Source organism: Mucilaginibacter sediminis (genome assembly GCF_051903035.1).
GTDB lineage: Bacteria > Bacteroidota > Bacteroidia > Sphingobacteriales > Sphingobacteriaceae > Mucilaginibacter.
This window is the reverse complement of record NZ_CP170602.1, coordinates 6,545,839-6,567,061: the sequence shown is the minus strand read 5'-3', so window position 1 is coordinate 6,567,061 and position 21,223 is coordinate 6,545,839. Positions and strand designations below refer to the sequence as shown.

16 protein-coding genes are annotated in these 21,223 nt (G+C 42.0%); 10 read left to right on the top strand and 6 right to left on the bottom strand.

Annotation, left to right across the window (positions count from 1 at the left end; genetic code table 11):
* Window positions 1-58 precede the first annotated feature (58 nt).
* The gene (locus ACFGVS_RS27290) at window positions 59-1,864 is read left to right on the top strand and encodes a response regulator (protein WP_439696380.1); all 1,806 of its coding nucleotides are present in this window, start codon (window positions 59-61) and stop codon (window positions 1,862-1,864) included.
* On the opposite strand, the gene ACFGVS_RS27285 is transcribed toward ACFGVS_RS27290, so the two are convergent.
* The gene (locus ACFGVS_RS27285; RefSeq protein WP_439696379.1) at window positions 1,861-2,319 is read right to left on the bottom strand and encodes a type I restriction enzyme HsdR N-terminal domain-containing protein; all 459 of its coding nucleotides are present in this window, start codon (window positions 2,317-2,319) and stop codon (window positions 1,861-1,863) included. The genes ACFGVS_RS27290 and ACFGVS_RS27285 overlap by 4 nt on opposite strands.
* Before the next feature lie 232 nt (window positions 2,320-2,551).
* On the opposite strand from ACFGVS_RS27285, the gene holA reads away from it, so the two are divergent.
* From holA to ACFGVS_RS27270, 3 genes are all read left to right on the top strand, one after another.
* Window positions 2,552-3,574 carry a DNA polymerase III subunit delta gene (gene holA, locus ACFGVS_RS27280; protein WP_439696378.1) on the top strand — a complete coding sequence of 341 codons (1,023 nt, stop codon included), beginning with the start codon at window positions 2,552-2,554 and terminating at the stop codon, window positions 3,572-3,574.
* Window positions 3,575-3,861: 287 nt separating this feature from the next.
* Complete coding sequence (cysC, locus tag ACFGVS_RS27275) at window positions 3,862-4,422, top strand: adenylyl-sulfate kinase (RefSeq protein ID WP_439696377.1); 561 nt, start codon at window positions 3,862-3,864, stop codon at window positions 4,420-4,422.
* Window positions 4,423-4,466: 44 nt separating this feature from the next.
* A complete protein-coding gene (locus ACFGVS_RS27270) occupies window positions 4,467-5,294 on the top strand; it encodes a sulfotransferase (protein WP_439696376.1) in 828 nt (275 codons plus the stop codon).
* Between the two features lie 88 nt (window positions 5,295-5,382).
* Here ACFGVS_RS27270 and ACFGVS_RS27265 read toward each other — a convergent pair whose 3' ends face one another.
* From ACFGVS_RS27265 to ACFGVS_RS27245, 5 genes are all read right to left on the bottom strand, one after another.
* Entirely contained in the window at window positions 5,383-8,319 is a 2,937-nt protein-coding gene (locus ACFGVS_RS27265; RefSeq protein WP_439696375.1) for a PAS domain-containing protein, read from the bottom strand.
* Window positions 8,320-8,607: 288 nt separating this feature from the next.
* A complete protein-coding gene (locus tag ACFGVS_RS27260; protein WP_439696374.1) occupies window positions 8,608-10,038 on the bottom strand; it encodes a DUF2142 domain-containing protein in 1,431 nt (476 codons plus the stop codon).
* Window positions 10,039-10,142: 104 nt separating this feature from the next.
* Window positions 10,143-10,544 (bottom strand): response regulator, encoded by a 402-nt coding sequence (locus tag ACFGVS_RS27255; protein WP_439696373.1) that lies wholly within the window; start codon window positions 10,542-10,544, stop codon window positions 10,143-10,145.
* A complete protein-coding gene (locus ACFGVS_RS27250; RefSeq protein WP_439696372.1) occupies window positions 10,531-12,141 on the bottom strand; it encodes a sensor histidine kinase in 1,611 nt (536 codons plus the stop codon). Before ACFGVS_RS27250 ends, ACFGVS_RS27255 begins: the two co-directional genes overlap by 14 nt.
* Window positions 12,142-12,299: 158 nt before the next feature.
* Window positions 12,300-12,680 carry a hypothetical protein gene (locus ACFGVS_RS27245; RefSeq protein ID WP_439696371.1) on the bottom strand — a complete coding sequence of 127 codons (381 nt, stop codon included), beginning with the start codon at window positions 12,678-12,680 and terminating at the stop codon, window positions 12,300-12,302.
* 324 nt (window positions 12,681-13,004) lie between these two features.
* On the opposite strand from ACFGVS_RS27245, the gene ACFGVS_RS27240 reads away from it, so the two are divergent.
* From ACFGVS_RS27240 to ACFGVS_RS27215, 6 genes are all read left to right on the top strand, one after another.
* Window positions 13,005-13,475 (top strand): hypothetical protein, encoded by a 471-nt coding sequence (locus ACFGVS_RS27240; protein WP_439696370.1) that lies wholly within the window; start codon window positions 13,005-13,007, stop codon window positions 13,473-13,475.
* Between the two features lie 64 nt (window positions 13,476-13,539).
* Window positions 13,540-14,499 carry a 23S rRNA (adenine(1618)-N(6))-methyltransferase RlmF gene (gene rlmF / locus ACFGVS_RS27235; protein ID WP_439696369.1) on the top strand — a complete coding sequence of 320 codons (960 nt, stop codon included), beginning with the start codon at window positions 13,540-13,542 and terminating at the stop codon, window positions 14,497-14,499.
* A gap of 390 nt (window positions 14,500-14,889) precedes the next feature.
* Entirely contained in the window at window positions 14,890-15,762 is an 873-nt protein-coding gene (locus tag ACFGVS_RS27230) for a 3-keto-disaccharide hydrolase (protein ID WP_439696368.1), read from the top strand.
* 72 nt (window positions 15,763-15,834) lie between these two features.
* Window positions 15,835-17,904: a M13 family metallopeptidase gene (locus tag ACFGVS_RS27225; protein WP_439696367.1), complete on the top strand. Its 2,070-nt coding sequence runs from the start codon at window positions 15,835-15,837 to the stop codon at window positions 17,902-17,904.
* Between the two features lie 126 nt (window positions 17,905-18,030).
* Complete coding sequence (locus ACFGVS_RS27220; protein WP_439696366.1) at window positions 18,031-20,097, top strand: M13 family metallopeptidase; 2,067 nt, start codon at window positions 18,031-18,033, stop codon at window positions 20,095-20,097.
* 563 nt (window positions 20,098-20,660) lie between these two features.
* Window positions 20,661-20,981: an SHOCT domain-containing protein gene (locus ACFGVS_RS27215; protein ID WP_439696365.1), complete on the top strand. Its 321-nt coding sequence runs from the start codon at window positions 20,661-20,663 to the stop codon at window positions 20,979-20,981.
* Window positions 20,982-21,223: the final 242 nt, after the last annotated feature.

Genomic DNA, 21,223 nt, shown 5'->3' with positions numbered 1-21,223 from the left:
GTATTCAACATCAATTGATTAGCTATAATACGTTTTGTATAAGCAAGGTGCTTTAATCATGAGTAAAGGAGTAAGCTTTTTCAATTTTTCAATTTTCAGGATTTTATCAAAGGAGCAGCCTTTTCTTGACCAGGCTCGTATCCGGTTGCTTTATTTTGGTTTCCCCTTAGTGTTCATTGCCTTAGGGGCCGTTTTCATGAGTGTTTATTTCCAGGGTCAAACTATGCTGGCCTATACAGCCGGTGTATTAATGGTTTGTGTAGCCGGGCTGTTTAAATTTTTAACATACCGGCCTCAATGGCGTTTAATTTCTCATTTACTGCTTAGCGCGGGTACTATTGTTAACCTTAGCATAGTTTATATTACTTTACAAACTGTAAATATAGTTACTGTACAGGTAATTATATTAGTTATCGTATTTAGCTATTACATGCTTGGGCAAACCGGCGGGCTTATTTATTCGTTGTTGAATGCGATGCCTGTATTGGTTTTCATGATTATTGAATTCACAAAAGGGTACGTTATTAGTATTAAGCCAGACAGGATAGATCAATCTACTATTATTATTACCCTTTTTGCCAATTTTATCCTGTTGATATTTATTCACAGCCATTTTTATACCGCCTTTTTAAAGAATATAAAACAGCTGAAAGAAAGCGGTGAAGATTTGGTTGCGCTAAACGCCCAACTTGAAAAAGCAATAAGCAAAGCCGAAAAATCAACCCAGGCCAAGTCGGAGTTTTTATCTACAATGTCGCATGAAATCCGCACGCCGTTAAACGCGGTAATAGGCATGAGCAACCTGCTTATAATGGGCAACCCGAGGGCCGATCAGAAAGAAAATCTTGAGATCCTGAAGTTTTCGGCCAATAACCTTTTGGCCGTTGTAAACGATGTACTTGATTTTAACAAAATTGAATCGGGCAAGTTAGTTTTTGAAAATATCCGTTTTAACCTGGTTGAGCTAATGAACAATATTTGCGGCGCGCAAATGATTAAGGCCGAAGAAAAAGGATTGTTGTTTAAGCTTGACGTGGATAGCTCCCTTTGCAACAAGATAATTTTTGGCGATCCTACCCGTATTACGCAAATTATTTATAACCTGGTAAGCAATGCCATAAAATTTACTGCAAAAGGCAACGTATGGGTTAGGGTTACCTGTTTTGAGGATAGGCACAATACGGTTACGGTTAAATTTGCGATAAGAGATACAGGTATTGGCATCGAAGAACATAACCTCACCAGTATTTTTGAGCCCTTTACCCAGGAATCATTAACCACAACCCGCCAGTACGGCGGCACTGGATTAGGTTTGGCTATTGTGAAACGTTTGCTTGATTTACAGGGCCTGCATATGGATATATCAAGCTTACCAGGTTCAGGTTCGGAGTTTTCATTTAATATGGAGTTCCCGGTATCAACAGAAATGGCAGTTGAAAAAGCCATAACTCCTTTGGTGCAGCCGCGTGAAAAAGCCGATGTTATATCGGGTATCCGTGTGCTTATTGCCGAAGATAACATGGTAAATGTTATGTTGATGAAAAAACTATTATCTAAATGGAACATAACACCAACCGTTGCCGAAAACGGCCTGCGCGCGGTTGAATTGATGCAATATGGCAACTTTGATATTATACTGATGGACCTGCAGATGCCGGTAATGAATGGTCTTGATGCCACCATGGAGATCAGAAAAATGGCCGATCCTAAAAAATCGCACATTCCTATTATTGCCCTTACGGCTTCGGCACTGCTGGATATTAAAGAGAAAATTTTTGAGGCCGGTATGAACGATTATGTTTCGAAACCATTTAAGCCCGACGAACTGCTGGAGAAAATGCACCTCCTGGTACGCGCTGCTTAAACAGGTTTGCTGTAAGCAGGCAACTCTTCAATAAACTGATATTTTCTTTTGTCGTGATTAATGGTACAATAAAAATGCTGCAGGCCGTTGCTTACCGCTAATAGTGATACTTTGTGCACCATATTATAACGGGCTACCTGATCGAAAGTCTTTTGATCGATACTAACGGATGGCGCTTTGCATTCTACAATCAAAATTCTTTGCCCGCTGCTGTCAAATACTACTATATCGGTGCGTTTTTGCAGCCCGTTAAGCTTAAGGCCACCCTCGAGCCGGATGAGCGAACGCGGATAGCCTTTTTGCCTGATGAGGTATTGTACAAAATGCTGCCGCACCCACTCCTCGGGTGTAAGTATTATGTTTTTTTTACGGATTTCATCAAACAAGCTCAACTGCCCGTTATCGTCGCTTATTTTAAAAGGATAGGGAGGAAGATTGAGAGGTGGTAAATTCAAAAGTCAAAATTAAAAAGTCAAAATTCAAAAATAGGAAGTAATGTGAATAAGATAAGTGAAATTCAAATATTACTTTCCACATTATGGCAATAGCAACATTTTACCGCTTCGTTTTTTTAATTTTGAATACTCAGCCAAAAAGTCATTTTTGACTTTTGAATTTTTAATTTTGACTTAAAAGAATCAGGAAGTCATTTTTGAATTTTGACTTTTGAATTTTGACTTAAAAAGAATGACCGCAGCAGATATAGTAAAGGATATAAAGAACCGTAAATACAAGCCCCTGTACCTGTTGCACGGCGAAGAGCCTTATTTTATTGATGTAGTGAGCAACTACATTGAACATCACCTGCTGCCAGAGGCCGAGAAGGGCTTTAACCAAACCGTGGTATATGGTAAAGATACCGAGATGATGGCCGTACTTAATGCGGCCAAACGCTACCCCATGATGGCCGATTACCAGGTAGTAATGGTGAAAGAGGCCCAGGACATGAAATGGGGCAAGGATGATGACAACAAAAAAGGCATCGACCCATTATTGAGCTACCTGGAAAAACCCCTGCCAAGTACCATTCTGGTGTTTTGTTACAAATATGGCAAGTTTGATAAACGCAAAAAAACATACAAAGCAATTGAAAAAAACGGGCTCATTTTTGAGTCGGCTCCTTTGTATGATAGTAAGATACCCGCCTGGATAGAGGGCTTTATTAGCGATAAAGGTTATAAAATAAACCAACAGGCATCGGCCATGTTATCCGAATACCTGGGCAACGATTTATCCAAAATAGCCAACGAGCTGGAGAAACTGATGCTTAACATAGCTGCCGGGCAAGAGATTACCCTAAAACTGGTGCAGGACAACATTGGCATCAGTAAAGAGTATAATGTATTTGAGCTGCAAACCGCCCTCGGTAAAAAGGATGTTTTAAAGGTTAACCAGATTATTAATTATTTTGAGGCAAACCCTAAGGCAAATCCCATTGTGCTTGTATTGGGTAACCTGAATAATTTTTTTAGCAAGGTGCTGGCCTATCATTATGTAAAAGATAAATCGCCCCAAAACGTTGCCCGCGAAATTGGCGTAAACCCGTATTTTGTAAAAGATTATGAGCTGGCTGGCCGCAGCTACAACTATTCCAAAACCATGCAAATCATCGGCTATTTGCGCGAGTACGACCTGAAAAGCAAAGGTGTTGAATCAAACGCGCCCCACGGCGAGTTGATGAAAGAACTAATGTTTAAAATACTGCATTAACCTTTCTTTTGCCCAAATGTTACCTTACCCTTGGGGTGATAAGGTAACATTTTTGTTAGATGTATCACTCTGGTGCCTTTACCCGTACCCTTGATTTTTCATGCTAAAATGGCTGATACAGCTTAATTTAGCGGTTTTTCACCCATTGGCCGCCCAAGACCACTTATTTGTAAAGAAGTATTTACATTGTAACAAAATTAACCAGTAATTTAATTTATTATGTTCATGCCATCAAAGGTAACCTGCAGTGCTTTTGAGCCTCATCATCAACATAAATTATTTGAGATATGATACTTTTATTCTGCGGATTATCAGGAGCTGGTAAAACAACATTGGCTAAAAATGTTGCAAATGAATTAACAGCGCTTGGCATTAGGACTGAAATAATTGACGGCGATGAATATCGCAATGAAATTTGCCGCGATTTGGGCTTTAGCAAGGTCGATCGTTGCGAAAATATTCGGAGGTTGGGCTTTGTGGCCAGCCGTTTTTCGGCCCACGGAATTGTTACCATAGTGAGCGCTATAAACCCATATGACGAAATGCGTCGCGAACTTGCCGAAAAATACAAGCATGTAAACATTGTGTATATTGATTGCCCGGTAAAAAAGCTCATCAGCCGCGACACCAAGGGACTTTACAAAAAAGCTTTTTTACCCGATGGACACCCTGATAAACTAAAAAACCTGACAGGCATTAACGCGCAGTTTGATGTTCCGTACGCTCCCGACCTGTATATAAACACCAACGAAAGCACCGTAGCGCAAAGCACCTCAACCTTGCTATATTTTATACTGAGCAACCTTAACCCGTTTGATAAGGCCGAAAAAAAAGTAGCCCATACATAATAGTTAAATCTGTAAGATAACAGCTATTAGCGCCACCGCACGTTATGCAAAAACGAACGCTTATTATAACCGGTATGCACCGCTCCGGTACCTCTCTTATAACGCACTGGCTTGCCAAATGCGGCATGCAGCTGGGCGAAAAAATGGTTGAGCCGGGCCCGGGAAATGCGGAAGGGCATTTTGAGGACGTAGAGTTTTTGAAGATCCATGAGGAGATCCTGACTAATCATAACCTGCCCAGGAACGGCTTAACAGACGGATATGTTGACGCTGTTTCTATTTATGAGAAAGAGAAAATAAAAAGCATTATAAAGGTTAAACAGCAGTTGTACTACCAATGGGGTTGGAAAGATCCCCGCACCTGTATGTTCCTTGATGTTTATAAAGAACTTATTCCGGATGCCCGATATTTGGTTATTATGCGTGATTACCGGTCGGTAACCAGTTCATTGTTACGGCGGGAGTTTAAAACGGTTGACAGGAAGTACCTGGGCCGTAAATATTTATCAAGGTTGGTATGGCTAATTTTTAGACGGGCACGCAGAAAACAATCCTTCTACCGGATAAATGCCGAAGCATATTTAAAAGTGTGGATTAACTATACCAGTGATATTTTAGCATGCATTAAAAAGTTGGACCCCGATGCTTTTGTTGTAGTTAACTACAACATGCTGAGCGAAGAGGATACACGCGTTTTTGGGCACCTGCAAAACAAGTGGAATTTCTCGTTAACATATTCAAAGTTTAAGGATGTATTTAAAGAGAACCTGATAGGCCAGGATATTGATATAGATCCCTATATTACCAATAAAGCATTACTAAACCAGGCAAAGCAATTACAGGACGAATTGATGGGATATATGAGCCTCTGAAGGAAAATCTTTAGTGGAAAGTCTTAAGTTCTACGTCAAAAAAATAATTCAGACTCAGAACTTTCGACTAAGTACTTATGACTTAACACTACACGCTTTCTATCCATTCCTCCGCCGATTTTACATCGGTAAAAAACTCAATCACCAATTTGCCTTTTAATGCATATATGCTTTTACGGGCCGATAACTGGCTGAAAACACTTGGCGAATGCACCCAGGCAAAATAACGTAAGCCTGCTTTTTCCATATCCGGGAACCACTCGGTATTACCCCAATCAGATGCTTCCGACCAGTTGCCCAAAACATGGATGTTGCTATTGAGCACCTTGCCTACATTGTTTTTGATAAGCATGTTTTGCATTTTAAAACAGCCATGCTGTACCGATTCAAGGTTTTGGAACCCTATCCAATCAACATCAAGGCGGTTATGTTTAGGGTTATATTTAATAATAATGGTATCGTCCTGGTAATGGGTGTCGCTATCTGCAACAGGTTTGGCTTTGGTAGCTGTATCAGGTATAAGCCTGAAAAAGAAAGTTGAGCCTTTACCCGGGGTACTTTCAATCCAAAAACTGCCATGGTGCCTTTTCAATATCTCGGCCGATATAAACAGCCCCAGGCCAAGCCCCTCAAAACGCATAGCAGTGTTATCAACCCGGTAGTATCGGTCAAATAACCGCATCAGGTTTTTCTCTTCTATGCCGATGCCAAAATCTTCTACAGAAACAATGATGCTGCCATCGGAATGTATGCTGCAGTTTACCAATACTTTTTTGCCTTCCGGCGAGTATTTAACGGCGTTACTGAGTAAATTATTTACCACCTGTTCCAACCGGAAACGGTCGCCGGTATAAATTACATCGTCGGCCTTTTCAAGAATAATCTGGTGCGATGTGGTAGCCTGCTGCATACTTTCAATGCTATCTTTAAGCATTTCCAGAAAGCTGAAGGGCTCCATATTATACTCCATTTTACCGGCGTTAATCCGGGTTACATCAAGCAAATCGTTAATCAGCTTCTCCAACCGTAGCACATGCAAGGCCGATTTTTGGATAAAGCCGTTAAGCTTGTGCATATCTGATGTGCGTTGCATCAGTTGGTTAAAAGCTTTTATACTGGTAAGTGGTGTCTTTAGCTCATGGCTTGCTATAGATAGGAATTCATCTTTCTTTTGTTCGTTATTTTTTTGAATTTCGATATTGGTATTTGTACCCAGCCATAACCTTATATGCCCGTTCTCGATCAGCGGAAGTGCGCGGGCCAAATGCCAAACATACTGCCCGTTATGAAACTTAAGGCGAAACTCGACCATAAACTCGTTGCCGTTCTGCAACGCAGCCTTCCATTTTTTCGAGCTGTTCTGCCTGTCATCCGGGTGGATAAATTCCTGCAGGCTACGGCCTAATATCTGGTCCATACTTCGGCCAAAATCGTCACAAACCACTTCGTTCACATAATCAAGCGAGCCGTCGGGGCGGGCTGTCCAAACCTGTTGCGGCATGGCGTTAAGCAAAAAACGGAAACGCTGCTCATTTTCCTTTTCTTTTTGGCGGGTAAGTACAGTTTCGGTCAGCTCAAAAGCAAAAACCAAAATGCCATCTACTACACCATCACCATCATACCGGGCCTGGTAAATAAAATTAAAATACCGGTCTTCAATGGTGCCGCCCACCCTGCGTGCCAGCGGCACTAAAAGTTCTTTTCCTTCAAAGGTATTACCAGTGTAGTAAACCCTTTTTAATATATCGATGATGGGGGTACCATCCAACTCCGGCAGCGCCTCCATGATAGGTTTACCTAATAAATCCCTGCCAGGAAAAAGCTGCTGATAGGCCGGGTTTACCAACTCAAATATCATTTCGGGACCGTCAAGCACACAAATGCCGGTTGGTACCTGCATAAAAAAACGTTTTAACCTGTCGCGTTCCCTTGCAGCCTCGGCCTGGGCGTTAAATAGTTCAATGTTACGCTGTTCAACCCTTTCTTCCAGCGCATCGTTAAGCCTTAACACACTTTCTTGTGCCCTAAAAAGCTCCTGGTTAGTAGTGTGTAGCGCTTCATTCGCCGATTGTATCTCCTCGTTTGTAGCCTGAACCTCGGCATTAGCATTGGCCAAATCATAATTTAAAGCCAGCAACTCTTTCTCGTTTTGCTCCAAACGCTTTTTTGCCAAAACAAGCTCGGTTATATCATATTTAAAGCTTAAAACAGATATTATATCGCCATCGTCATTGCGGATAGCCTGGTATACATAGTTAAAATAATGATCTTTAACAGGGCCGCCTACTTCATCGGCCAATGGAATATTAATCTCGTTGCCGGCAACGGTCTCGCCTGTTTTGTATACATGCTGCAAAATATCCAATATAGGCTGGCCGGCTACTTCGGGCAGGGCATATAGCAAAGGCTTGCCTAAAACCTCCCGGTTTGGAAAAAGGTCGGTTTTGTAGCGTGGGTTTATAAACTCGTAAACCATATCAGGACCGGTCACTATCGCTATCTGGGCGGGAATCTCGGCAAAAAGTTTTTCTATTTGTTTGCCTAATCTTTCGGCTGTCGCGGCTGCCTGGGTTTCTTTATCCAGGCTATTTTTTAAAGCACGTTCGGCCAGTACGCGTTTGGTAACATCTTCGGTATGATGAATAATATAGCAAATCTCGCCCTCAGCATCAAACACGGGTGTATGCGACGTTTCCCAATAGCGCTCAACCAATTGTTGCGGATCATCACGATCCGGTATATCAAAGCGCGTAACAGGCAACTGGTGCGGCTGAAGGGTTTCTAAAACTTTATTAAGCGAAAAAGCAATCCCCCCCTCTTCTGACGACCAATCGGGCATTTTGGGGAATACATCAAAAAGATACTGTTCTTCAATTTCGACCCGGGTTTTATTTGTAAGCTGCAAATAAACATTGCTGGCCGTGAGCATATAAAGCTCGGGCGAAAGTATAAGGTACGGTTGAGGCAAGGTCTCAAAAACCCTTAACATTTCGGGGGGCAATGCAGAACTGTGTTTTAAAGCCATTTAAGCTATAAAAAAGATGTATACAAGGTTACTAAACTGATAGCAGATATTAAAATGATATTAAATGTGAAATTGTTTTAGAAAAAGTTCATCGGGCCATTGGTTCATGGTTCATGGAGAAAATGGTATGCAAGTCAGGCAAATTCTGTTCATTCTTTAATTCTAAAAATTTTGATTCAGACAAAATGTGTTATGGATGGCAGCGGATACCCTCGCCACACACAAAGCCTGCAGGTGTATGAGCCCGGCCGCAGGCATCGCCTAATAGCGGCTGTGGAGCATATGGGGTTAATAATACCTGCTGCTGATAACCTGTATCATGATGATGGCCGAATATGCCGGGAATAATAAGACAATAGATAACACAACTGCTTTTAAACCCGCGAAGCGGTTATTTAACGAATAGCCACATAAAGCCAACGCAATAAGCGGAAAAATGGGAATGAGGTACCTGCCCTGCATGCCGCCGAGGGTTGGAGATTCGAGGGCAGTCCAGGTTATATATTGGGCAGATATAACCGCGACGATGGTAATGATACTGCAAACCAGCAAAGCTATCCTGAGCCTGGCGCTGCCTTTAAAACCAAGGCTGATGATGATCCCTAAAACAAGGCAAATGTACGCATTGCGGTAATAAATATCGGGCAACGGCACATCAAGCCAGGCCAGTATTCCTACAAACATATCAGCTGTGTTTTGTAATGCGGTTTTATCAAAGTTGAAGAACATGCCTATAAACCTGAAAGGATGGTGCAAAATATACAATACCTGTAATTTTGAGTTGAGCCGCATTTCGGCAGGCGCGAATTTAATCATAAAACTGCCATGATTGACCACGAGCCAAAGCACCAACACAGCAAAAGGTGTAATAATACCGACGGCCTTTTGCTTTGGGGTAAGTTTTAAAAACAGGAACAAAAAGGCGAAGATAATATAAGGCGGTTTGGCAATGCCGATGATAGATACCAGGATAACCATGGCATACAGTTTCCATTGGGGCTGATGTTTTTTATCGCCAAAAGAGAAATCGTCTATAAAGCCAACGAGCAAAAAACAACAGCTAATCAAAACAGCATCCTGGCTTACCGAAGCAAATAACGATACCGTCATCGGGAAAAGTAACACGATGAATAGTAAAATATTACTCTGTTTGGCCAGCATCAAGGCAAAAAAACATAACGCCACACATAGTAAACCATTTAATATCCGGGAAAGGTATAATGTATTAAGGATGCTTAAATGAAGCAGTTTACCCACCGAAATACCCAGCGCCTGCATTAAATAAACAACAGGCGGATAAATGGCCGTGTTGCCAAAATTGAAATAGATGGTACCTGTATGCCATCTTATTTTTTTAGCGCTGTCTATTTTTAACGTTGCCAATTTTATACTATCGTGCCGGGCAAGTGGTTTGTAAATACCATCGAGTTGGTAAATGCCTTTATCAACCCTGAAGCCTCCCCTATCGGGATAAACCAAAGTTGGGTCCTTGGATATAGAATCGGCTGCGGTAACTGGGTGTGCCTTGTCATACACAAATTCGGGCACCAATTCAAGCCTTGAAACCTGTTCGGCGCGTGCAAAATGATTCGGCTCGTCAGGGCTTTGAAAAGCCGGGGTTATCATGGCTATAGTAATCACCAGCGGCACAGCATACAAAAGATATATGTAATGCAGGCGCTCCCGGAGGATGTTGTAAAATGCGTTAAAAGTAAACATAGGTATCAACACAAATCAACAGCGAAGCTAAGGATTATGTGCGACGAAAAGCCATGGTACTTACCAAATTGGCCTTTTAACATCCAGCTTTAAGGCTTTTCGATTTATACCCACTGATCTACAATATTCCTGAGATCGATTGCGTTAAGGGGCTTTACAATAAAGTCAGATACCAGTTCCATTTCTTTGGCGCGTTTAAAGTCGTCTTCATCAATTGACGAGCTTACAATGTAAATCAGTATTTTTTTTCCAAGGCGGGGTACCAGTTTTATAAATTCGTCCAAAAACTGCCAACCGTCAAGCACAGGCATGTTCAGGTCAAGCAAAATCATGTCGGGCAAATTGGCAATGGCTTCCATGCAATTACAAATAAAATCTATTGCGACCCGGCCGTTATGAAAAAAAATAGTTTTTTCGGCAACTTCTGCTTTGGCGATAATGCGTTTGATGGTAAAAGTGTAGATATCATCATCATCTATCACACAAAGGGTATTAATTTTTTTCATTAAAAGTTATTTTAAATGTGCTGCCACTGTTGGGTTTGCTTTTTACGGTTATTTGTCCGCCTTGCGAGTCGATCTGAGTTTTGGTTAAAAACAAACCAACCCCATGCGAGTCTTTGCGGTCATGAAAAGTTTTGTATAAACCAAAAATCTTTTTTTCGTGTAGTTTCAAATCAATGCCAATACCGTTATCGGTACATTCTAAAACAGTGTTCCCGTTTTCGTCCCTGTATGTTTTTAATAACACCCTTGGCTCGACGGTTGGCTTACGGTATTTTATTGCATTATTTAACAGGTTCATCAGGATGCTTTCGAGGTAAATTTTTGGAAAAGTAACCTCTTCAACCTCAAATTGCTGCGTAATTACCGCGTGGTTTGCAGCTACGTCCGATCCGATAATTCCCAAAATTTTGCCAGTTATTTCCTTAAAGCTTAGTCGTTCGGCCTCTATAATTTCATCTTTAATTTTAATGGCGTATGATAAGTCTTCAAGAGTAGTATTCAAGCCTTCAGAAATCTTTTTGATTTTTTGAAACAGTTCGGCATTCTCTTCATCCAATGTGCTTTCATCAATTAATGACGAAACCAGCGAGATATTGCTGGCATGGTTACGGATGTTATGGGACAGGATGTGCGTAAAATTTTTGAGCTGCTGGTTGTTTTTGGTAACCATTTCTACGGTTTTGTTTAACGACAGCTCATTGAGCTTGTATTTATCAATGTCCATAAATACGCCTCTTAATTTGGCGGGCTGGCTATGCTCATCATACAACATTTCGCCACGGGCGCGCACCCAGACCCGGTTGTTTTTGGCGGTTATCAGCTGCATTTCCAGGTCATAACCCGTGCCTGTATCCCGGCACTCGTTTAATGCCTGGGTCATTGTCGTCAAATACGGTTCGGAGTAAAACCGGCTGAAATCATAAAAAGTGGGGTCATAATCATAGGGCAGTTCATGGATATCGAAAATAGTTTCAGACCAGGTAATCTTATTAGTGATTAAATCCATTTCCCATCCGCCAAATTTGCCCATCCGGCCTGCTTCCAGCAACAGGAACTCGCTTGCAGCCAGCTTCTCTTCGGCAATTTTACGCTCATTTATTTCCTTTTGCAACTCGTTAACCGAACGTAGCGAAAGTACAGTTGGCATAACCCGGTATAGCGTATATACTGTTGTTACCGATACAATACCGGTGAATAACCTTAACAGCGCGCTCAGGCGATATGCAGGCCACCAAAAAATGCCGGCGTCTATTAAATGTGTAATGCCGCATAAAACAATAAATACCACAAATAACCAAAGTATTTTTGGAAAGGGAACATCCTTTCGTTTGGTGAGCAGGATGATAAGCAATAGTGGTATGGCAAAATAAGATACCGCTATTAACAAATCAGAAAAAATGTACAGCCAGCCATGAAATTCGCTCCATGTGCCACAATGCCATCGGGCGGGCCAGTTGCTGGTGTCAAATATCCCAGAAAAAAAATCCTTTACCTGTTGGTAAAGCCCCGCTTTGGCAATTGCCGCATGCTGCACTCTGCCGCATTGGGCACCACAAACGCTATGCGCTTTTGATGCTAATGAGTCTGGTTTAATCAATGTAAATTATCAGTTATCGCAACCGACAATTTACATTTTTTATTTTAACTTACAATAGTTAAATTTAATTTAACTATTTGTTAATCAAGTTAATAAATTTACCATCTATGAATAAAAGGCACCTGACTACGGCAAAAATAACCGTCGTATTTACAGGTTTATTTTGCAGGTTCACTTCCCTTTTTGTTAGCTACGGGCTTAGGAGCGGCCGTTTTGGTGGCTGTTTTGGCAACTTTAGCAACAGGTGCCTGGGCGGCGGCCTCCTTAACTATTGGTAAAGCGGGCGCTTTAACTTCAACAACAATTCCTTTTATTTTTTTTGCAGGTGCGGCTGGCGCGTCCTTTTTATCGCTTATTTTTGCAGCAATTGCTTTGGCTAAATTTTTTGAAGCCTTTTCAATTGCTTTGGTCAGGCTTTTTAAATCGGGCTCAAATTCGCTCACAATGTTTTTTAGCTGAACAGTAAACTTATCATTTAATTGTTTTTTAAGCGCCTTACGGGCCTCTTTGGCTGCGGATTTTACTTTTTTATCTTTCATATGTTCGGGGGATGGAAAAATTCAGGTTGACTCAAGAATTTTAAATTCGGCACAAAGGTACGTTAACTAAATGCTATTTTAATATTATGTTTATGTTAACAACGTTATGATATGTTAAGTAAATGTTATTGCAAATAATTGTCATTGGACTAATTATAAGGTTTTTAATTGCGCCAAAAACGGTGTTACTATATATTAAAAGCAAAACATCAACATTATTCAAATAAATATGTTTTAATGGACGAACCGTCTTTTTAAAACGTGACTTTTTGAAAGCGATCAGGTTATTCATAACTTAGCGGGCTTAGATGCTTCCTCAACAAAATGATCAAAGATTTAAACTCGCTTAACCAGGTTGCCGAATTTCATAGCACCTTTAAACATCCCATTGTAGCAAATCCGCAAATCCCTTCAAAAGAGCGCTGCCAGCTGCGTATTGAACTTTTGGCCGAAGAGCTGAAAGAACTACAGGAAGCCGTGAACGATAATAACCTTGTTGAAATAGCCGATGCGCTTTGCGATTTACAATACGTGCTATCGGGCGCTGTTCTTGAGTTTGGCCTTGCCGGAAAGTTTAAAGAATTGTTTGACGAAGTGCACCGCTCCAATATGAGCAAAGCCTGCAAAACCATTGAAGAAGCCAACCAAACTATTGAGCATTACCGCAATACTGCCGGTACCGAATCGCACTATAAAGAAATTGACGGCCTGTTTTTGGTTTACCGCACCGCCGATAATAAAACCTTGAAATCGATCAATTACTCGCCCGCCGATTTGAGCAGTATTGTAGGATAATAAGTTTAAAGCCGAAGGCGGAAAGCTTAAAACAATTAATTAATCGAACACTAAAATAAATATTTTGTCAGAACCGACACCAGATAAGCCCGAAGTAAAAGAAGCCATGCACCCGCGCAATGCGCACCGTATGGGATATGATTTTAAAGCGCTTATAAAGGCGATGCCTAAGTTACGTGCCTTTGTCACGGTAAATAAGTACGAGAACGAAACCATCAATTTCTCTGATCCCGAAGCTGTCAAACTGCTTAACAGGGCTTTGCTTAAACACCATTACCGGGTTGAGTACTGGGACATCCCCGAAGGATATCTGTGCCCGCCTATACCGGGCCGTGCCGATTATATTCATTACGCTGCCGATTTGTTGGCCACCGCAAATGATGGCGTAGTGCGTAAAGGAAAAAAAGTGCGCGTACTTGATATTGGTGTAGGCGCCAATTGTGTTTATCCTATCATAGGTCACCAGGAATATGGCTGGAGCTTTATCGGGGTTGATATTGATGAGGAAGCCCTGGCATCGGCACAAAAAATAATAGACCAGAGTAAGGAATTAAAAGCCGCTATTGAACTGCGCCTGCAAAAACACAAAGCAGATATTTTTACATTCGCTATAAAACCGGGCGAGCTATTTGATCTTACACTATGTAATCCGCCCTTCCACGCCTCTATCAAAGAAGCAGCCGAGGGCTCCAAGCGTAAATGGAATAATCTGGGTCTGAAAACAGGCAGGGAAGAACCCGTATTGAACTTTGGCGGCCAGAATATGGAATTATGGTATCCCGGCGGCGAGGCCGCGTTTTTAAAGCAAATGGCTACCCAAAGTACCCGCGTTGCCAAACAATGCCTGTGGTTTACCACCCTGGTATCAAAAAAAGAGAACCTGCGTATTTTATATAACGCCCTGCAAAAAGCAGGCGCAGTTGAGGTACAAACCATCAACATGTCGCAAGGCCAAAAGGCCAGTCGCATTATGGCCTGGACATTTTTTACTCCCGAAGAACAAAAGGAGTGGGTGAAGAAATGAGTTGGTCACTGTCGCTGCGCTTGTCATTGGTCATTTCGCTTCGCTGTCATTAGTCAATTTTTAAAACAAGGGCTACCAATTAAATTTGGCCGTAAATGACTAATGACCTTTTGAGGCCTACTCGATATTCAAGCCCCTCTTTCCTGCGCAGCAGAAGAGAGGGATGTCGGGCGTAGCCTCGACAGGGTGAGTCTTCGCCGACATGCGATGGTACAGCGTCTCCGGTTTTATGTTCCCGCAATCATGTCGTTTTTTAATAACATTTAAACATTTCCTGATCGTTTTTTAGCATTCGCAGTATTTCTGCAATGCCAATTGCTTACATTAGTACGCAATTGCAATCGATTGCGAATTGATTTGAATTTCTTAAACTTATAGTTTCTCACCACTATGAAAAAAACTTTAGCACTTGCGCTTGGCTGCATGGCTTTGGCCTGCCTTACTTCTTTTAACCCTGATAACGGCTGGGTTAAGCTGATAGATAAAAAGATGAGCAAATGGACCATTTACCAAAGCTACCGGTTAACCTATCCCTACAAAGGCGAAGCGCCGAAAGGCGCCGATGGAAAAACGCTGCCACCTATTGGTTATGATAAAAATGAAGGTAATTTGTTTTCGGTCGAGATGCAAAACGGCGAACCTGTATTGCATATTACCGGCGAAATATATGGCTGTATTTATACCAAACAGGAATTTCAAAATTATCGCCTCCGGTTGAAAACCAAATTCGGCACCAAGAAATGGGAACCACGTTTAAACGAACCTATGGATTCGGGTTTGTTATACCATTCGCAGGGCGAGTGTGGCGCAGACTATTTTCATGCCTGGATGTTATCACAAGAGTTCCAGGTGATGGAAGGCGGCATTGGCGATTATTGGAACGTAGGCACCGCCCATGCCACCGTGAGGGCCAGCAAGCCTGACGGCGTGCCCAATTACGTGTTTGATAAAAATGCGGATAGGGTTTACATGGGCGTAGGAGCACCTAATCAGGGCTTTTGCCAGCGCCACCAAAACTTTGAAAAACCCAAAGGCGAATGGAACACCATGGAGTTGATTTGTTATGGCGATAAAAGTGTTTATATCGTAAACGGCCACGTTGTAAATGCCTTATCAAATTTGGGTTACCAGGACGGTAAGGAGAGCAAACCCCTAACCAAAGGCAAGCTCCAATTGCAAAGCGAAGCCGCCGAAGTTTATTTTAAGGATATCCAGATTAAAAGTATTGATAAAATGCCAGAGGAATATGCCGGTTTATTTTGAACCAGTTTCGGGAATTAACAGGTTTTTCCATTTTGCCACAATTTATTACCTTTATTTTTCAAGTAATAAATTATGATGTTAAAACTTTCGTGTTTTATCCTGATATGCGCCTTATCGTTATCGGCAAATGCACAAGTAAGCACAAAAGCAACGCTACAAAAACACAAACATAAAAGTACCATACGAAAAAAATTTATCGATCCGGCCAACATGGATACCTCCGTTAAACCAGGCGATGATTTTTTTGAGTATGCCAACGGCAACTGGCTTAAAAACAACCCTATACCACCCAATGAAAATAGTTGGGGCAGCTTTGCCGTGCTACGCTGGCAAAATACCCAAAAGCTTGCAGGTTTATTAAACCAGGTTAGCCGGCAATCGGCAACTGCACCCAACGGCAGTTTAACGCAACTCCTTGGCGATCTTTACGCAAGCGGCATGGATAGTGTCACTATCGAAAAACTGGGTTATTCGCCAATTAAACCCGACCTTGAGCGCATTGACAAAATCAAAAATTTTGATGACATCATTAATGAATTGGTTTTTGAACGCATTAATGGCAGCGCCCAACTGTTCAGATTGGGGATTGACCCGGATGATAAAAACTCAACAAAATACATTGTAAATCTTGGCCAGGGAGGCACTTCTTTACCAAATAAGGATTATTATTTGACAAATGACGAGCGCGCAAAAAAGTTACAAGGTGCTTTAAAAACCCTGATGGTGAAGTTATTCACCCTAACCGGCAGCACTTCTGCTGAAGCAAATAGCAATGCCGCAGCTGTTTATAACCTGGAAAGTATATTGGCAAAAGCACAGCTTAGCCGCGTGGCCATGCGCGACCCACACGTTATTTATAATAAATTCCTGGTAGCCGACTTTAATAAAATTACCCCGCATTTAAACTGGACCAAACTGTTGGCCGCGTTAAACATCCCCGAACAGGATAGCATCCTGGTAGGCCAGCCGTCGTTTTTTAAAGTTGCCGACTCTTTATTAGCGGCCGCACCTGTTGAAAACTGGAAACTTTTATTAAAGTGGAATACCATCAGGGGGTCGGCAGTATATTTAAGTTCGCCTTTTGTAAAAGCAACTTTTGACTATAACAGCGCCTTAACCGGCGAAAAAGAACAACTGCCGCGAAGCGAGCGTATAAGTAAGTTGGTTGATAATGCCCTGGGTGAGTTATTAGGGCAATTATTTGTAGAGAAATATTTTTCGCCATCGGCTAAAAAACGCGTAACCGAACTTGTAAACAACCTAAAAACAGCCCTTGGCGACCGTATCAGACGCCTTGATTGGATGAGCCCGGACACAAAAGAACACGCGTTAAGAAAGTTGAGCGCCCTTGCGGTAAAAATTGGGTACCCGGAAAAATGGGAAACATACGATGGCGTAATCGTTAAGCGCAACCGCTATTTAGAAAATGTACGTAATATATCAAAATGGCGTTACAGCTTCGAGATAAGCCACCTTAGCAAACCTGTTGATAAAAGTCGTTGGGGCATAACGCCGCAAACCGCAAATGCCTACTACTCTACACCCAACAATGAAATAGTTTTTCCGGCGGCGATGCTGCAAATTCCTTTTTTTGATTTAGAGGCCGACGATGCGATAAATTATGGCGCCATAGGCAGCATAATAGGACACGAAATAACCCACGGCTTTGACGATAAGGGCCGCCAATATGATATAGATGGGGTATTGCGCGATTGGTGGACAAAAAACGATGCCGACAAATTTAAAGCACGTACCAACCAATTAATAGTGCAATATAATAGCCTTACTGTACTGGATACCTTGCATGTAAATGGCCGGCTAACCCTTGGCGAAAACATTGCCGATTTGGGCGGCTTAAACATAGCTTATGAAGCCTTCCTGAAAACAAAACAAGGTCAGTCGGCCAACAGGATAGATGGCTTTACGCCCGATCAGCGCTTCTTTCTGTCATGGGCCCAGGTATGGCGCAACGCTCAACGCCCGGAGGCCATAGCCCAGCGCATATTAACAAGCCCCTACCCGATTGATAAGCACCGCACGAACATCACCTTAACCAATATTAGCGCCTGGTATAAGGCATTTAACATTAAGCCCGGCGATAAAATGTACAAAAAGCCGGAAGACAGGACGGAGATTTGGTAGGTTTTAATATCGGATACCTGGACTGGCCCTGACTATCTGCCAGTCTTAGTTTTGATATCCGGCCACCTTTTTGGTTAGTACGTTATTTCGGTAATTTATTACCTTTAATTTTCAAATAATATTATAATGAAATTAAAATTCTGGTGTTTTATGCTCATGGTAGCCTTATTACCATCGGTAAACGCCCAGGTAACCGGTAAAACAAAACCACCAAAACACAAAACTACCATACGCAAAAAATTTATCGACCCGGCTAATATGGATATATCCGTTAACCCCGGCGATGATTTTTTTGAATATGCCAACGGTACCTGGATAAAAAACAACCCCATACCTGACAATGAAAACCGCTGGGGCAGCTTTGCTGTGCTACGCCACGAAAACACCCAAAAACTTTTACGATTATTGGAAGAAGTAAGCCGGCAATCCGTAACGGCGCCTAAAGGCAGCATTGAACAACGCGTTGGCGACCTTTACGCCAGCGGCATGGATAGCCTGGCTATTGAAAGGTTAGGTTACTCGCATATTAAACCGGACCTGGAACGCATCGGCAAAATCAAAGACTTGAATGGCCTAATCAACGAGCTTGCTTTTGAACGTGTTAATGGCATAGTTGTCCTGTTATTTGGCCTGGAGGCTGTTCAGGATGATAAAAATGTATCAAAGTATATTCTTCGCCTTAGCCAGGGAGGCATCTCGTTACCCGACAGGGCATATTACTTACAAAATGATAAACGATCCAAAAGCGTTACAGATGCATTAAAAACTTTCATAATAACCATATTTAGGTTAAATGGTTGTAGCGCAGATGAAGCTGCTAAAAACGCCGGAATAGTTTATAACCTTGAGGTTGCTTTGGCAAAAGCGCAGCTTTCCCGTGTGGCGATGCGCGACCCGAATGTTATTTACAATAAATTCCTTGTAGCAGATTTCGTTAAAGTTACCCCACATTTAAACTGGACAGCATTATTGCCCATGTTTCATGCACCTGGCCAGGATAGCATCCTGGTTAGCCAGCCCTCCTTTTTCAAAGCTACCGATTCCCTGTTAGCGGTTACCCCTGTTGAAAACTGGAAAATACTTCTTAAATGGGGTATTTTAAGAGGCGCTTCGCCCGCCTTAAGCTCGCCTTTTGCACAAGCATACTTAGCTTATAAAAACGTTTTAACAGGTGAAAAAACACAATTACCCCATAACGAACGAGTGAGCCACACTATTGACGAGGTCCTTGGCCAATTGTTGGGCCAACTATATGTAAAGAAATATTTTAGCCCGGCCGCCAGACAATATGCGGTGATGCTTGTAAACAACATTAAAATAGCTTTGGGCGACCGCATTAAGCGCCTGGATTGGATGTGCCCGGAAACAAAAGAACAGGCGCTAAAAAAAATACGCGCAATTACTTTAAAAATAGGTTATCCTGATAAATGGGAAACATATGATGGTGTAATCATAAAACGCGACGACTATGTAGGAAACATCCGTAGTCTTTTAAAATGGCGGTATAATTTTAACATAAGCCTTCTGGGCAAACCGGTTGATAAAACCCGTTGGGGAATTACACCGCAAACCGTTAATGCTTACTATTCCGAAACCAATAATGAAATCGTTTTCCCGGCAGCTATGCTGCAATTCCCTTTCTTTGATTTACAGGCCGATGATGCCGTAAATTACGGTGGTATAGGCGGTATTATAGGCCATGAAATTATCCATGGTTTTGACGATAAAGGCCGCCGGTATGATGCCAACGGCGACCTGCGCAACTGGTGGACGAAAAGTGATGCTGACAAATTTAAAATACGCGCCAACCAACTGGTAATGCAATACAATAACCTTACAGTCCTGGATACCCTGCACGTAAACGGCAAACTAACCCTTGGCGAAAACATTGCCGACCTGGGTGGCTTGAGCATAGCCTATGAGGCCTTCCTGAAAACAAAACAAAGCCGGTCGGCCAAAGTTATAGACGGATTTACGCCCAATCAGCGTTTCTTTCTGTCATGGGCGCAAACTTGGCGCAGTTCGGAACGCCCCGAGGCTACTGCCCAAAATATCCTTAAGGATCCGCACTCGCCCGATAAGCACCGCACCAATGCCACCTTAACCAACATCAGCGCCTGGTACAAGGCATTTAACATTAAGCCGGGCGATAAATTGTACAAAAAACCGGAAGACAGGACGCGGATTTGGTAACTTTTTTTAGTAGCAAGTATTGAGTATCAAGACAGGGTATGCAATCGCAAAGCGTAAACCTGGTTACCAATCTTACTAACTGATACTACTGTTAAGTCAACAGTACTAAGTCGTAAGTCTAAAGTTGAATTTTTTCTTTTTTTGACTTAGAACTTAAGACTTTGGGCTAAAGACTATCCGTCAATTTATCGTTGATACGACACTACCAGCTTAGTATCTGATATTCTCCCCAAAAAATCTTGATACTTGATACTAACTACTTGGTACTAAAAGGGGCGTTGCCTGCGGCCCGGGCTCCATGCTTATACTGCACAGGCCTTAGCCACATTGGCCGGTATCCGCGCCGATCCCTAACGCAAATTTGTCTGAACTTGGATTAAGCAGATTTATCAGATTTTTGGATTTTGATTTCTTATCCTTAGATTAATTTATGTGCTCCAGAGGGGGTAGAAGCTTTGTGGATGCAAGGATTTAAGATTACGGCAATCAAACAATTAAAAACTTATTCATACATTGAACCCACATAAATAACTGAATTTTTAAAACCTTAAACCTAATATAATATGGGACTCGGCGCACCTGAAATCATTTTAATTATTATTGCCTTTGGTGGCATGTGGTTTATACCTGCTATCTGGGGATACAACGCAGGTTCAAAAAGAGCAATCGGCTCAGTCGGCGGGCTGCTATTGGGCCTGTTTCTTAGCATATTCGGTGTAATTATAGTTTATTGCACCAGGCGGATAGATGAAAAACCATTTTACGGCTTCCCCAATCAATCGCCTGCAGATGAATTGCAAAAGTATAAGCAGTTGTTAGATAGCGGCGCAATCACAGAAAACGAATATAATATTCAAAAGGGCAGAATTTTAAATTCAAACTGATGAGCTTTTGAGATGTTCCTTCGCACAACGCGGCACATTAAACTTTACAAGCCAGGAAAATCACTTTTCAACTTTCATCAGCAAATCGCTAATCTGTAAATGATTATATAATTTTAAGCTGCCTCGGAGAGGCTCACTGTTTGTAAAACAGTTAACTTTTTTGCTCCTTAGGAACTAACTTCTTCAGGATCAACTCTTAAAAGCGATTTCCATATTTTACAAGTACCATGGCATTCCCAATT

What these genes read in the sequence shown, in the direction of transcription:
- ACFGVS_RS27270 (WP_439696376.1), top strand. Translation starts at nt 4,467, where the DNA reads ATGCAAAAACGAACGCTTATTATAACCGGTATGCACCGCTCCGGTACC.
- ACFGVS_RS27220 (WP_439696366.1), top strand. Translation starts at nt 18,031, where the DNA reads ATGAAATTAAAATTCTGGTGTTTTATGCTCATGGTAGCCTTATTACCA.
- ACFGVS_RS27230 (WP_439696368.1), top strand. Translation starts at nt 14,890, where the DNA reads ATGAAAAAAACTTTAGCACTTGCGCTTGGCTGCATGGCTTTGGCCTGC.
- ACFGVS_RS27215 (WP_439696365.1), top strand. Translation starts at nt 20,661, where the DNA reads ATGGGACTCGGCGCACCTGAAATCATTTTAATTATTATTGCCTTTGGT.
- ACFGVS_RS27290 (WP_439696380.1), top strand. Translation starts at nt 59, where the DNA reads ATGAGTAAAGGAGTAAGCTTTTTCAATTTTTCAATTTTCAGGATTTTA.
- ACFGVS_RS27265 (WP_439696375.1), bottom strand. Translation starts at nt 8,319, where the DNA reads ATGGCTTTAAAACACAGTTCTGCATTGCCCCCCGAAATGTTAAGGGTT.
- holA (WP_439696378.1), top strand. Translation starts at nt 2,552, where the DNA reads ATGACCGCAGCAGATATAGTAAAGGATATAAAGAACCGTAAATACAAG.
- ACFGVS_RS27260 (WP_439696374.1), bottom strand. Translation starts at nt 10,038, where the DNA reads ATGTTTACTTTTAACGCATTTTACAACATCCTCCGGGAGCGCCTGCAT.
- cysC (WP_439696377.1), top strand. Translation starts at nt 3,862, where the DNA reads ATGATACTTTTATTCTGCGGATTATCAGGAGCTGGTAAAACAACATTG.
- ACFGVS_RS27245 (WP_439696371.1), bottom strand. Translation starts at nt 12,680, where the DNA reads ATGAAAGATAAAAAAGTAAAATCCGCAGCCAAAGAGGCCCGTAAGGCG.
- ACFGVS_RS27240 (WP_439696370.1), top strand. Translation starts at nt 13,005, where the DNA reads ATGATCAAAGATTTAAACTCGCTTAACCAGGTTGCCGAATTTCATAGC.
- ACFGVS_RS27225 (WP_439696367.1), top strand. Translation starts at nt 15,835, where the DNA reads ATGATGTTAAAACTTTCGTGTTTTATCCTGATATGCGCCTTATCGTTA.
- ACFGVS_RS27255 (WP_439696373.1), bottom strand. Translation starts at nt 10,544, where the DNA reads ATGAAAAAAATTAATACCCTTTGTGTGATAGATGATGATGATATCTAC.